The sequence below is a fragment of the Streptomyces sp. NPDC048751 genome, assembly GCF_043198595.1.
GTDB lineage: Bacteria > Actinomycetota > Actinomycetes > Streptomycetales > Streptomycetaceae > Streptomyces.
In genome coordinates this window covers 419,476-432,118 of sequence record NZ_JBICUX010000001.1, presented here as the reverse complement: position 1 = coordinate 432,118, position 12,643 = coordinate 419,476, and the positions used below count along the sequence as shown (strand labels likewise).

At 71.0% G+C, this 12,643-nt stretch carries 10 protein-coding genes; 1 reads left to right on the top strand and 9 read right to left on the bottom strand.

Features of this window, described 5'->3' with window-relative positions:
* Positions 1-150 precede the first annotated feature (150 nt).
* The 5 genes from ACGFNV_RS01895 to ACGFNV_RS01875 all read right to left on the bottom strand — a co-directional run bounded on the left by ACGFNV_RS01895 (position 151) and on the right by ACGFNV_RS01875 (position 5,862).
* Positions 151-1,125: a 3-hydroxybutyryl-CoA dehydrogenase gene (locus tag ACGFNV_RS01895; RefSeq protein WP_393618580.1), complete on the bottom strand. Its 975-nt coding sequence runs from the start codon at positions 1,123-1,125 to the stop codon at positions 151-153.
* A 110-nt stretch (positions 1,126-1,235) separates the two neighbouring features.
* On the bottom strand, positions 1,236-2,414 hold the full coding sequence (locus tag ACGFNV_RS01890) for an acyl-CoA dehydrogenase family protein (protein ID WP_393618579.1): 1,179 nt from the start codon (positions 2,412-2,414) through the stop codon (positions 1,236-1,238).
* A gap of 25 nt (positions 2,415-2,439) precedes the next feature.
* Complete coding sequence (locus ACGFNV_RS01885) at positions 2,440-3,594, bottom strand: CaiB/BaiF CoA transferase family protein (protein WP_393618578.1); 1,155 nt, start codon at positions 3,592-3,594, stop codon at positions 2,440-2,442.
* A complete protein-coding gene (locus tag ACGFNV_RS01880; protein WP_393618577.1) occupies positions 3,591-5,099 on the bottom strand; it encodes an aldehyde dehydrogenase family protein in 1,509 nt (502 codons plus the stop codon). Before ACGFNV_RS01880 ends, ACGFNV_RS01885 begins: the two co-directional genes overlap by 4 nt.
* 67 nt (positions 5,100-5,166) lie before the next feature.
* Positions 5,167-5,862, bottom strand: coding sequence for a hypothetical protein (locus ACGFNV_RS01875; protein WP_393618575.1), 696 nt, complete (start codon positions 5,860-5,862; stop codon positions 5,167-5,169).
* A 194-nt stretch (positions 5,863-6,056) separates the two neighbouring features.
* Between ACGFNV_RS01875 and gabT the strand changes: the two genes are divergently transcribed.
* A complete protein-coding gene (gene gabT / locus ACGFNV_RS01870; RefSeq protein WP_393618574.1) occupies positions 6,057-7,433 on the top strand; it encodes a 4-aminobutyrate--2-oxoglutarate transaminase in 1,377 nt (458 codons plus the stop codon).
* 7 nt (positions 7,434-7,440) lie between these two features.
* Here gabT and ACGFNV_RS01865 read toward each other — a convergent pair whose 3' ends face one another.
* The 4 genes from ACGFNV_RS01865 to ACGFNV_RS01850 all read right to left on the bottom strand — a co-directional run bounded on the left by ACGFNV_RS01865 (position 7,441) and on the right by ACGFNV_RS01850 (position 12,598).
* A complete protein-coding gene (locus ACGFNV_RS01865) occupies positions 7,441-8,982 on the bottom strand; it encodes a PucR family transcriptional regulator (RefSeq protein ID WP_393618573.1) in 1,542 nt (513 codons plus the stop codon).
* A gap of 59 nt (positions 8,983-9,041) precedes the next feature.
* Positions 9,042-9,521 carry a dirigent protein gene (locus ACGFNV_RS01860; protein WP_393618572.1) on the bottom strand — a complete coding sequence of 160 codons (480 nt, stop codon included), beginning with the start codon at positions 9,519-9,521 and terminating at the stop codon, positions 9,042-9,044.
* 2 nt (positions 9,522-9,523) lie between these two features.
* A complete protein-coding gene (locus tag ACGFNV_RS01855) occupies positions 9,524-10,999 on the bottom strand; it encodes an aldehyde dehydrogenase family protein (protein WP_393618571.1) in 1,476 nt (491 codons plus the stop codon).
* Between the two features lie 75 nt (positions 11,000-11,074).
* Entirely contained in the window at positions 11,075-12,598 is a 1,524-nt protein-coding gene (locus tag ACGFNV_RS01850) for an APC family permease (RefSeq protein WP_393618570.1), read from the bottom strand.
* Positions 12,599-12,643 lie beyond the last annotated feature (45 nt).

Here is a 12,643-nt window from a genome sequence, read left to right as displayed (position 1 = left end):
GAGTCCGGTAAGCCCGGACAGGAGTCACGGAAGGGTGTCAGCGTACTCCAGGCGCGCTACCGCGCGCCGTCGGGTCCCGGGCCCAAGACCCGCTGGTGACCAGGTCCGAGGCTGCGCGGTCCCGGATGCGACCGCCTCGGAAAGGGTGCGCTACCGACCGGTCTCGGGAACCTGGCTGACGGGGACGACGATGGTTCCTTGCGGCGCCCCCTGACGGGTGTGGTCGTGGAATCCGCGGCCGGTCTTCTTGCCGAGCAGCCCGGCGTCGACCATGCGGAGCAGAAGCGGAGGCGGGGAGTGCAGGGGCTCCTTGAACTCCCCGCACATGGAGTCGGCGATGGCCTTGAGCGTGTCGAGGCCGATCAGGTCGGCCAGCCGCAGCGGCCCCATCGGGTGGGCGCAGCCGAGCACCATGCCGTTGTCGATGTCGTCGGCGGAGGCGAAGCCCGACTCGAGCATCCGGATCGCGGAGAGCAGGTACGGCACGAGGAGGGCGTTGACGACGAAGCCGGCCCGGTCCTGGGAGCCGATGACCTGTTTGCCGAGCATGCCGACGACGAAGTTCTCGGCTCGGCGCCGGGTCTGGCTGCTGGTCAGGAGCGAGGGAACCAGTTCGACGAGCTCCAGCACCGGCACCGGGTTGAAGAAGTGGATGCCGATGACCTGGTCCGGCCTGCTCGTGACCATCGCGAGCTTCATGATCGGGATGGAGGAGGTGTTGGTCGCCAGAATCGCGCTCGGGCGGGTCACCACCTTGTCGAGGGCGGTGAACACGTCGGTCTTCACCTGCTCGTCTTCCGCGACCGCCTCAATGACCGCGTCGCGATCTGCCATGTCCGCCAGATCCGTGGTGAACCGAATCCGGTGAAGTGCGGTGTCGCGGTCGGCCTCGGTGAGCCTGCCGCGGCGCACGCCCCGGTCGAGGGACGCGGTGACTCTCCGCTGTCCGGCGGCGGCCCTGCTGTGCCCGGTCTCGCGGACGACCACGTCCAGCCCCGCGCGGGCGCACACCTCCGCGATGCCGCTGCCCATCAGTCCCGCGCCGACGACGCCCACCCGGCGGACGTCGTCACGAGCATCGTCGAGCGAGGCGACGGAGGCTGCGGGGGATGCCGAACGAACCATGAGTTCTCGCTCCCTGACGGGACGGTACGGAATGGAACAGGAGCGCTGTGGAATCCGGTTCCGGACGCGGGAGGCCGCTCCCCGCGTCCGGAACCGGGGCGTGGGACCGTTCAGCGGTAGGCCGCGTGGCCGGTGAGCGCCTGGCCGACGACCAGCGTGTGCATCTCGCTCGTGCCTTCGTAGGTGAGGACGGACTCCAGGTTGTTGGCGTGGCGCAGCGGCGAGTACTCCAGCGAGACGCCGTTGGCGCCGAGGACGGTGCGGCACTCCCGGGCGATGGCGATCGCCTCCCGGACGTTGTTGAGCTTGCCGACGCTGATCTGTTCGGGCCGGATCCGGCCCTGGTCCTTCAGACGGCCGAGGTGGACGGCGAGCAGTGCCGCCGTGCCCAGTGACACGCTCATGTCGGCGAGCTTCTTCTGGGTGAGCTGGAAGGCGCTGATCGGCTTGTCGAACTGCACGCGCGAGTCGGCGTACTCGATCGCCGCCTGGAGCGAGTCACGGGCCGCGCCGACCGCGCCGAACAGGATGCCGAAGCGCGCCTCGTTCAGACAGGACAACGGTCCGCGCAGGCCCTCCGCGAGCGGCAGGCGCGCGGCGTCGGGCAGCCGTACGTTGTCGAAGTACAGCTCCGAGGTGATCGAGGCGCGCAGCGACATCTTCTGCTTTATGTCCTGGGTGGTGAAGCCAGGGGTGCCGCGCGGCACGAGGAAGCCGCGCACCCCTTCCTCGGTCTGCGCCCAGACGGTGGCCACGTCGGCGATGCCGCCGTTGGTGATCCACATCTTGGAACCGTTGAGAACCCAGTCGCCCCCGTCCCTGACGGCCTTGGTGCGCATCCCCGACGGGTTGCTGCCGAAGTCGGGCTCGGTCAGCCCGAAGCAGCCGATCGCCTCACCGGCGGCGAGCCGGGGCAGCCACTCCTGCTTCTGCTCCTCCGAGCCCCACTTCCAGATGGAGAACATCGACAGTGAACCCTGCACGGAGACGAAGCTGCGGAAGCCGGAGTCCGCCGCCTCCAACTCCAGGCAGGCCAGCCCGTACGAGACCGCGTTCGTCCCGGCACAGCCGTAGCCCTCCAGGTGCATGCCGAGCACACCCAACTTGCCCAGCTCCGGCGCGAGTTCGCGGGCGAAGTGGGCGTTCTCGAACCACTCGCCGATGTGCGGGCGCACCCGGTCGGCGAGGAACTTGGCGACCGTGGCCTGGATCTCCCGCTCTTCCTCAGTGAGGACGGAGGCGAGGTCGATCAGGTCGAGGGGGTCCTTCATCGGCTTGGCGCCGCTCATCGTGTGCTCCATGGGTGAGTAAGGGTCAGGAGTCCAGCCAGTCCGCGAGTTCGCCGGTGTGCTCGCCAAGCCGGGGCGGGCGGCGGGCACAGCGGGGCGGGGTACGGGACAGGGAAATCGGATTTGCGACGAGGTCCATGACAGATCCGTCGTTGTCGGGGATCGTGACCCGGGGCGCGAGGCCGAGGCGTTCGGCGAGGTCGAACGCCTGGGCGAGGTCGTTGACCGGGCCGCAGGGCACGCCCAGGGGCGTGAGGTGCTCGAACCATTCGGCCGCCGTTCGGGTGGCGAGCAACTCGCCCACTTTCTCGGCCAGTTCGTCGACATGGGCGACCCGGTCGGGGTTGGTGGCGAAGCGCGGGTCGACGGCGAGGTCCGGTGCGCCCAGGCCCTGGCACAGGGCGGTGAACTGGCGGTCGTTGCCGACGGCGATGACCAGCGGCCGGTCCTTGGCCTGGTAGACCTCGTAGGGCGCGATGGAGGGGTGGCGGTTGCCGAGGATGCCCGGTACCTGACCGGCGAGGGTGTATCCGGCGGCCTGGTTGACCAGGCTCGACAGCAGGGTGGAGAGCAGGTTGACCTCGATGTGCTGTCCCTCGCCGGTGGCGTCGCGGTGGCGCAGTGCGGCGAGCACGCCGATCGCGGCGTGCAGGCCGGTCAGAACGTCGACGAGGGCGACGCCGGTCTTCACGGGCTGCCCGGGGGCGGGGCCGGTGACGCTCATCAGCCCGCCGACGGCCTGGATCAGCAGGTCGTAGCCGGGAAGACCCGCCCCCGGTCCGGCGCCGAACCCGGTGATCGAGCAGTAGAGGAGCCCCGGATTGCCGGAGCGGACCTGCTCGTAGCCGAGCCCGTGCCTCTCCATGGTGCCGGGCCTGAAGTTCTCGAAGAGCACGTCGGCGCGGCGCACCAGTTCGCTCGCGCGCCGGCGGTCCCGTTCGTCGCGCAGGTCGAGGGCGAGGGAGCGTTTGTTGCGGTTGACGGAGAGGTAGTAGGTGGCCTCGCCGTGGGCGTGGGGCGGGCCCCAGCCCCGGGTGTCGTCGCCGGTGGCGGGGTGCTCCACCTTGATGACGTCGGCGCCGAGGTCGGCGAGGAGCATGGTGGCGTAGGGCGCGGCGAGGACCCGGCCGAAGTCGGCGACGAGTACACCGCTCAGCGGCGGCTCCGCATGTGTCGTCACGGCGTCGGCCCTCCGGAGCTGCGCAGGTACACCGTCTTGGTGCGGGTGAAGAAGTCGCGCGCCGCCCGGCCCTGCTCCTTCGGCCCGTACGCGCTCTGCTTGACGCCTCCGAACGGCACGTGCGGATCGGCGCCCGCAGTCTCGGAGTTGATGTGCAGCACCCCGACGTCCACCTGGTCCATCGCGGCGGTGACGGCCCGCAGGTCGTCGGTGAAGAGGGCGGCGGAAAGGCCGAAGTCGCTGTCGTCGGCGAGGGCGAGGGCTTCCGTGACATCAACGGCGCGGCGGACGGCGAGGACGGGGCCGAAGAGTTCCTCGCGCCAGAGCGGGTCGTCGCCGGTCAGTTCGACGACGGTGGGCCGGACGAAGGCTCCGCCCATGCGGTCGTCGTCGTAGGGGCGGCCGCCGGTGAGGACGCCGACGCCGGAGCGGGCGGCCGCGGCATCCACGGCCTGCTGGATGTCGTCCCGCGCCTGGGTCGAGGCGACGGGCCCCATGTCGGTGGTCTCGTCCAGGGGGTCGCCCACCTTCAGGGCGGCGGCGCGCTTGGTGAGCCGGTCGAGGAACTCGTCGGCGACGGGCTCCTGCACGATGAGCCGGGAGGTCGCGGTGCACTTCTGCCCCGCGGATCGGAACGCGCCGGCCAGCACTTCCTGTACGGCGAGGTCGAGGTCGGCGTCGGCGAGCACGACGGCCGCGTTCTTGCCGCCCATCTCGGTCTGGACGGGCCGGGCCAGTCGCCCACAGGTGGCGATCAGGCCGCGTCCCACCGAGGTCGAGCCGGTGAAGGTGACCGCGTCGACACCCGGATGCTCGACGAGCCGGCCGCCGAGGCTCCCGTCTCCGATGAGCAGGGCGAGAACGCCGTCCGGCAGCCCGGCCTCGACCAGCGCCTCGGCCAGGCGCGTGGCGAGCAGCGGCACCAGACCGGCGGGCTTCCACACGACGGTGTTGCCGTAGGCGAGCGCCGGGGCGATCTTCCAGCCCGGAATCGCGATGGGGAAGTTGAACGGCGTCACGACCGCCACGACGCCGACGGGCCGGTGGACCACGTGGATCTGCTCGCCGGGTCGGGGCGAAGCGAAGACCTCGCCGGTCGGGCGGGAGCCCTCACCGGCGTAGTAGTGGAAGATCTCCGCGGCCCGGCGCACCTCGCCGATGCCCTCGGCCCGGGTCTTGCCCTCCTCCCAGGCCAGTTCCTCACCCCACTGCTCGGCGTGCGCGTCGATGACCTCGGCGGCGCGGTCGAGGATGCGGCCGCGGGCATGAGGCGGGGTGGCGGCCCAGCGGGGGAAGGCGTCCCGTGCGGCCGCGACGGCCTGGCCGAGGTCGATCTCCGTGGCCGACTGTCCTGTGGCCACGGTTTCATGGGGGCGTGCCGGATTGAGGTCGACGACCTCGCCGCCGTCGCCGGTCCGCCACTCCCCAGCGACGAGGTGGCGCAGAGTACGGGCTTGCCGGACCGTTCCGACCCGCTCTGTGCTGCTGCCTGCGGTGGATCGCATCGGCACTCCTTCCCGGATGTCCCGGCACGCCTCTGGGTCTCCTGGGCGCGGCGGACTGGTGAGGCCGTCATTCTGTTGGGGCAGCGTCCCCGGCGCACTGGACGAAATGGCACGTCCAAGGCTGTCCCGGCACGCCGATCCGTCGATGGTGCGGCGTCCGCCGCGGCGACAGGCTCGCCGTCCTCGGGCATCGCACACGCGCCGGGGCGATCCAGAGGATCCGGTCGCGCTGATGATCGTCGGCACAGCGGGGGCGAACAAGGCCGCCCACCCCCTGTATGCCATCCCGCTGACCTTGGTCTTCCTCCCCGTACTCGGGCCTCGGCGGAGCCGACTTCGCCATGTCCACCATCCGGTCGCCCGAGGCATCCCACCCGGAGCGCGCACCCTGGCGCCTCACCACCATCCGATCTCGCTCGGTGGCCGCCGCCGGCACCTTCCTCATCGGCTTCGGCATCTCCTCCACCGGTTTCCCAGCCCTCCCCTCAACCCCACAACCGTCGTCCGCGACCCGGCACGCGGCGGGGCCGACGATTCCGGCCGGGCCCCCGGTGAGGCCGGTCAGAAGGAAGACGCCGGAGGTGAGAGCGAGCGGTACGCGCCACAGGTCGACTCGGTCGGAGCCGTACCGGCCGGCCCCGCGTCCGGCCGAGGGCCCCAGGAACATGCTGGCCGCGCCGATCAGCGCGAGCAGGCCTACGGCCTGGGTTCCCTTGCCGTGGCGAGGGCCCGTGATCAGCAGGGCCACCGCGGTGCGGGCCACGCTGCACACCCCGAAGACGGTGACCTGGAAAGAGAAGCGGTCAAACGAACCAGTTCGCTCTCACGACGACTACGTGGCACTGGACGAGATGTCCCGCCCCGCACGCCAGGCACACGCCCTTGCGTCCATGGCCTCCGCCTCCCGTCCGTGTTTGGCTCGGCGCTCCCAACCCCCGCACATCCGGAGGATGTTTCATGCCCGTTGTTTCCCGGCCGGTCGGCGGCCCCGACCTCGCTCAGGTCCGGCGGATCGTGAGCGAGATCCCTGGCCCGCGTTCCCGTGAACTCCTGGCCCGTCAGCGGAACCTGGTACCGGCCGGTGTCGGCGCCGTCCTCCCCGTCTTCGTGGAGGCCGCGGGAGGCGGCGTGATCGTCGACGTGGACGGCAACTCGTTCATCGACTTCGGCAGCGGCATCGCGGTGACCACGGTGGGCAACTCCGCCGAGGCGGTGGCCGAGCGTGCGGCCGCGCAGCTGCGCCGGTTCACCCACACCTGTTTCCTGGTCAACCCGTACGAGTCCTACCTGGACGTGTGCGAGAAGCTCAACGAACTGGCCCCGGTCCCGGGCGAGAAGCGCACGATCTTGGTGAACTCCGGCGCCGAGGCCGTGGAGAACGCCGTCAAGATCGCCCGTGCCGCGACCGGCCGCCCCGGCATCGTCGTCTTCGACCACGCCTTCCACGGCCGCACGCTGCTCACGATGAGCCTCACCGCCAAGAACAGGCCCTACAAGCAGGGCTTCGGTCCCTTCGCGCCGGAGGTCCACCGCGCTCCCATGGCGTATCCCTACCGCTGGCCCACCGGTCCCGTCCGGTGCGCCGAGGAGGCGGCGTACGCGCTTGCGGATCTGCTCGACCGTCAGGTGGGCGCGGAGAACGTGGCCGCCGTACTGGTCGAGCCGATCCAGGGCGAGGGTGGCTTCGTCGTCCCTGCTCCCGGATTCCTGAGCAGCGTCGCCAATATCTGCCGGGCCCGGGGCATCCTGCTGATCGTCGACGAGATCCAGGCCGGCATCGCCCGTACCGGGCACATGTTCGCCTGCGAACACGAGGGCATCCAGCCCGATCTGATCACGACCGCCAAGGGACTCGCCGGCGGACTGCCGCTGGGTGCGGTGACCGGCCGCGCCGAACTGATGGACGCGGTCCCGGCGGGAGGCCTCGGCGGGACGTTCAGCGGCAACCCGGTAGCCTGCGAGGCGGCGCTCGGTGTCTTCGAAGAGATCGAGGCCCACGGCCTGATGGAACGGGCCCGGAAGATCGGCGAGACCATGCTGGAACATCTGGGCGAGCTCGCCGACGCGCATGACGTGATCGGTGACGTCCGGGGCCGGGGCGCCATGATCGCCGTCGAGCTGGTGGAACCGGAGGGCGACAGGGTGCCCGCCCCCGACCTCGCCGCCCGGGTGGCCAGGCGATGCCACGCGGACGGGCTGCTGGTCCTGACGGCCGGGAGCTACAGCAATGTGCTGCGGTTCCTGCCGCCCCTGTCCATCTCCGACGCTCTGCTGAAGGAGGGGTTGACCGTCCTGGGAGAGGCCATCGCCATGGAGCTGGCCTCGGCTGCGTGACCCTCCGTCAGCCTGCCCGGTCGCTGCCGCCGGGCTCCTGCCAGGCGGACAACGCCAGCAGGAGCTCGGCGCGCACGTGCGCCGAGTCGAGGTCCGCCGCGCCGAGCAGGCCGCGCACCCGCTCCATACGGCTGCGCAGGGTGTGCCGGTGCACGCCGAGCGCTGCCGAGGCCGCCTCCCACCCGCCGTTGTGCTCCAGGAAGGCGCGCAGCGAGACGAGCAGGTCGGTGCCGTGTGCGGCGTCGTGCGCGGCGAGCGGAGCCAGCTGCGTCTCGGCCAGCGTCACGAGGATCTTCCTCGTCTCCGGGGTGACGGCGAGGAGTTGGCCGGCCAGGGACTCGAAGGGCACCACGGCCAGGCTGCCGCGAGCCTCGGCGACCGACGCGGCGTTCAGAGCTTCGGTCAGCGCGGCGGGTCCGTCGGCCAGGTCGTGGACGGCGCTCAGGCCGGCCCAGGTGCGCGACCTCAGGCGAGCCCGCGCGCCGTCGGTGACCGTCTGTGCCGTGACCACGTGACCGGCCGGCAACAGCACCGCCGCGCATCCGCCGTGCCCGCGGCCGAACAGAGGCAGGCCGCGCTCGGCCAGCTCCGTCCCCACCGCCTGAAGGGCCCGGCGGGGGCCGCCGCCTCGCAGGACCAGGACGCGGATGCCGTCACGGACGGGAAAGCCCGCATCGGTGAGATGGTCCAGGGCGGCGGATGCGGTGATGGAGCCGCCCAGCAGCATCCGCAGGAACAGCCCGTTGACGCGGTTCTGCTCGTCGCGCAGCCGAAGGGGCTTCTCGGCCTCAAGAGCGACCAGCGAGGCCGCGTGCCCGAGCAGGAGATGGTCGACCGGCGTGAGCGTCCGGTCGGCGGCCAGGACCAGGCGGCCATGGGCGCGCGGTCCCACACGGACCTGCTGCACGGCCACCACGCCGTCCTGACCGGCGCTCACTGCGGCCGCCGCATGCTCCCGGGAAGGCGGACCGGCGCGCAGCGCGGCCTCGGGGGCTGCGGCGTCGGGCGGATGAGCCGCGCGCACCTTGCCGTCGTGGTCCAGGAGGACGACGGAGGTGGCGGTGGAGACGGCCAGCTCCCGCACCACCGCCTGGGCCCCGCCGTGCAGCGCGGCCCGGGTCATTCGCGGCTGGATGCGTGAGGCGCGTACGACACCCTCGTACTGCTGCTGCGCCAGACGCTCCATGACCGCCTTGGCGACGGCCACGAACGGTGTGGGCAGCGGCACCTCCAGCAGCGGCAGCCCCGCCTCCTCGGCCGCGGCGACAAGCGTCTCGGGTACCCGCTCGTGCGACAGGCCGATCCCGAAACCGACGGCGGCCACTCCGGCTTTCACCAGGCGGCCGACGTACTGCTCGCAGGCACCCGAGTCCGCGGTCAGACGGAGCCCGGTGGTGAGCAGCAGCTCACCACCGGTCAACCATGGTGCGGGGTCGGCCAGTTCGATGCTGTGCGCCCAGATCACGTCCCGGTCCAGGCCACCACTGTCCGCCAGCACCCGCAGACGCAGATCCTGGCGCCGTATCAGCCAGGCAAGCGGTACGCCCACCGCGCTCACCACCCATGACATTCAGAAGTAGAGGTATGGCGTTGCCGGAATCATCCCGGTCAGCGCTCCACCTCGAACGTGAAGTCGTAGGCGCTGCCCTTGGCGTCGCGGGCGTGCAGGTGCATCTGCCCGCGCGCCGTGCGCCACTTACCCGTTCCGCCTGTGATCGCGAGCGTGGAGTCCGCCACGTCGTAGAAGGGGCCCTGGACGACGATCGATCCGCCGCTCAGGGTCGTCGTCCAGGTGCACTCCCAGGCCGTGCCGGCCTTGGTGCGCACGCAGGAACCCTGGTCGCTGCCGACCTTGTGTCCGGCCGGGTCATAGACGGGGTTTGCGAAGGCCAGCGTGTCCCCGAGGCTGTCACCGCGCGGGCCGAGGTCGACGACCGTGTCGGTGTCGGCGTGCTCGATCAGCGTGAAGACGGCGGGACCGGCGCGGTGCCCCGCTGTCCTGTCGTCTGCCTGCGCCACGGAGACACCCGCGACGAGGGCCCCGCAGGCGGTGGCCGCGAGAACGGCCGCGAGACGGGACTTCCTCATGGTCACCAGCCCCCTTCGGCACGGCGGTCGTTGCGCACTTCGCTGTCTCCGAGGTCGAAGACGAGCAGCTTGGACTCGGTGAAGGTGTCGAGGAACCAGCCGGAGAGCTCGCGGCCGACGCCGCTCTTGCCGGTGCCGCCGAAGGGGGCGAGCTGGTCCCAGTAGTTGCTGGTCTCGTTGATGTTGACCGTGCCGTGCTGCAGGGCCTCCCCCACCCGCCAGGCCGTGGCGAGGTCGCGCGTCCACAGGGACGCGATCAGGCCGAGGTCGCTGGAGTTGGCGATCTCCACGGCCTCCTGCACCGAGGAGACCTTGATGACGGGCGCAACCGGGCCGAAGGTCTCCTCCTGGGCGATGCGCATCTCGGTCGTGACGCCGGTGAGGATCGTGGCCGGGAAGAAGAGGCCCTCCTCCTTGCCGAACTGCACGACGTCGGCGCCCTTTTCGCGGGCGTCCGCGACGTGCTCGGCGATGCGCCGCAGGGTGGCCTCGTTGCGTACGGGGCCCATGTCGGTGTCTTCCGACGCCGGGTCGCCGACGCGAAGTCGAGTGGCGCGGGCGGTCAGCTTGGTGACGAACTCGTCGTGCACGTCCTCGTGGACCAGAAGCCGTTCGGCCGAGGTGCAGACCTGTCCCGCGAAGTAGAAGCAGCCGTTGACCGCCGCCTCGACGGCGGCGTCGATGTCCGCGTCGGGCAGGATGATGAAGGGGCCGTCGCCGCCGAGTTCGAGCAGGTGCGGGCGCAGGGCCGCGGCCCGGGCGATGCGCTCGCCGGTGGCGGTGGAACCGGTGAAGAACAGGCCGTCGACGCCCGGGTGTTCGACGAGGGCCGCTCCGACGTCGCCGAAGCCATGCACGACGTTGATCACGCCGTCGGGCAGGCCGGCCTCGGTGAAGATCTCCGCGACGAGGTTGCAGCTGATCGGGGCGTACTCGGAGGGCTTCCAGACGGCCGTGTTGCCGGCGGCGACGATGTGCGCGAGCGCGATCGAGGAGATGTCGGTGGGGAAGTTGTACGGGGTCACGACGCCGACGACGCCCAGCGGGCGGTAGTTCATGACCAGCCGCTTGTTGTTCGTCTGCTCTTGCGTGGAGGGGAACGACAGGCCCCTGTGCCGCAGCACCTCCTCACCGGCCTTCTGCCAGGCGGGAGCCGCGTACTCGATGACCTCCTCGCGAGCCTCCGCGACGGTCTTGCCGATCTCCAGGGTCAGCACCCGGGCGACGTCCTCGGCGCGCTCGGCGAACAGCGCGTGCACCCGGCGCAGGATCTTGACCCGTTCGATGAGAGGCGTGGCGGCCCAGCTCGGCTGGGCCCGGCGGGCGGCGGCCACGGCGCGCTCGACGTCCTGGGCGTCACAGCGGGCCACCTCCGCGATCAGCTCGCCGGACTGCGGGGAGTGGACCGGGAAGCTGCCGGCACCGCCGTCCAGCCACGATCCGTCGACGAGGGCCTTCGTGGGCAGGGTTGTGGACATGGTTGTCTCCGCCTTCGGGGATTCGGTGTTGCGTGCGTGGGACGGGCGTACGGGGAACGGGGGTGCCGACGCGCCTCAGACGGCGGCGGTCGAGGAGGAAGCCGCGTGGGGGGCCGATGGGGCCAGCGCGTCTCCGGCCGGGGCGTCGCCCCGCTCGTGCGGTTTGGCGACTGCCATGTACAGGGCACCCACGCCCACCACGACGGCGCCGCTGACCAGCACGATGTAGTTGTCGTACCACGGCGTGCCCGGCGTGCGCGGCCAGCTGATGTTGACGAGCGCGACGACGCCGTAGACGAGGGCGCCGATCGTGACCGGAAGTCCCCACCGCTCCAGCCGGTACTCCCCGGACGGACGCCAGCCGCGCAGCCGCGCCCGCAGGGAGGCGAGGACGACCATCTGGAAGGCCACGTAGATGCCGAGGGTGGAGAAGGAGATGATCTTCACCAGGGCGTCGGCGGAGTACGCGGAACCCACGATGATCAGGCCGGGGAGGACGGCCGCGAGCAGCAGGGCGTTGGGCGGCACCCGCAGCCGCTCGGAGAACGCCGACAGCACCCGGCTGCCGGCGATCATCCGGTCGCGGGCGAAGGAGTAGGTCAGCCGGCTGGCGGCGGCCTGCAGACTCATCGCGCAGGAGACGAAGGAGAGCAGGACGATGACCAGGACGGCCCTGGCGCCGCCGCTGCCGAACGCGTCGGTGAGCACGCTCGTCACCGGGTCGGCGTCCTTGCCCGAGATCACCGCGCCGAAGTCGCTGACGGAGAGGATGAGCGCGAGGCACACCGCCGTCGCGGCGGCGCCGCCGATGTAGATGGTGCGCCGCATCGAGGTCGGGATGCGCCGTCCGGGGTTGGGCACCTCCTCGGCCACGTCGCCGCAGGCCTCGAAGCCGTAGTACTGGAAGACGCCGATGAGTGAGGCGGCCGCGAAGGCGTAGAAGTACGAGTGGCTGCCCTGGGATCCGAAGCCGTCGAACAGCACACCCAGCCCGTGGTGCCGGTTGGCGATCAGCAGCCAGGCGCCCACCACGACGGCTCCGACGATCTCAGCCACGAACCCGAACACGGCGACGGACGAGAGCACCTTCGTGCCGCCGAAGTTGATGACCGTGGCGAGCAGGAGAAGTCCCAGGGCGCACAGGATCGTCGTCGTGGTGCTGGAGGCGAAGCCGAACACCGCGGCCACGTACGGTCCGGCGCCGTAGGCGACCGCCGAAATGGTGGACAGCAGCGCGAGGAGGTAGATCCAGCCCGTCATCCACCCCCACTTACGGCCCCACAGCCTGCGGGCCCACGGGTACACCCCGCCGGCCACGGGGAACTCGGCGACGACCTCGCTGAAGACCAGTGCGACCAGCAACTGCCCGACGCCCGCGATCACAAAGGCCCAGATCATCGGCGGGCCGCCCGCCATCAGGGACGCCGCGAACAGGGTGTACACGCCCACGACAGGCGAGAGGTAGGTGAACCCCAGCGAGAAGTTCGCCCACAGGCTCATGTCCCGCTTGAACTCGGACTCGTAACCGAGAGCGGCGAGTCGCTGGGCGTCGGCGTCTGCTTCTGCGAGGGATGGCGGGGACTGCGTGGCGTCGTTCATCGACGGGCTCCTTGAGGGAAACACGCTCTGGCGGGATGGCGGCGG

Excerpts from the sequence above, each read along its gene's own strand:
- ACGFNV_RS01880 (WP_393618577.1), bottom strand. The coding sequence starts at position 5,099 with ATGCGATCCACCGCAGGCAGCAGCACAGAGCGGGTCGGAACGGTCCGG.
- ACGFNV_RS01855 (WP_393618571.1), bottom strand. The coding sequence starts at position 10,999 with ATGTCCACAACCCTGCCCACGAAGGCCCTCGTCGACGGATCGTGGCTG.
- ACGFNV_RS01895 (WP_393618580.1), bottom strand. The coding sequence starts at position 1,125 with ATGGTTCGTTCGGCATCCCCCGCAGCCTCCGTCGCCTCGCTCGACGAT.
- ACGFNV_RS01890 (WP_393618579.1), bottom strand. The coding sequence starts at position 2,414 with ATGAGCGGCGCCAAGCCGATGAAGGACCCCCTCGACCTGATCGACCTC.
- gabT (WP_393618574.1), top strand. The coding sequence starts at position 6,057 with ATGCCCGTTGTTTCCCGGCCGGTCGGCGGCCCCGACCTCGCTCAGGTC.
- ACGFNV_RS01850 (WP_393618570.1), bottom strand. The coding sequence starts at position 12,598 with ATGAACGACGCCACGCAGTCCCCGCCATCCCTCGCAGAAGCAGACGCC.
- ACGFNV_RS01860 (WP_393618572.1), bottom strand. The coding sequence starts at position 9,521 with ATGAGGAAGTCCCGTCTCGCGGCCGTTCTCGCGGCCACCGCCTGCGGG.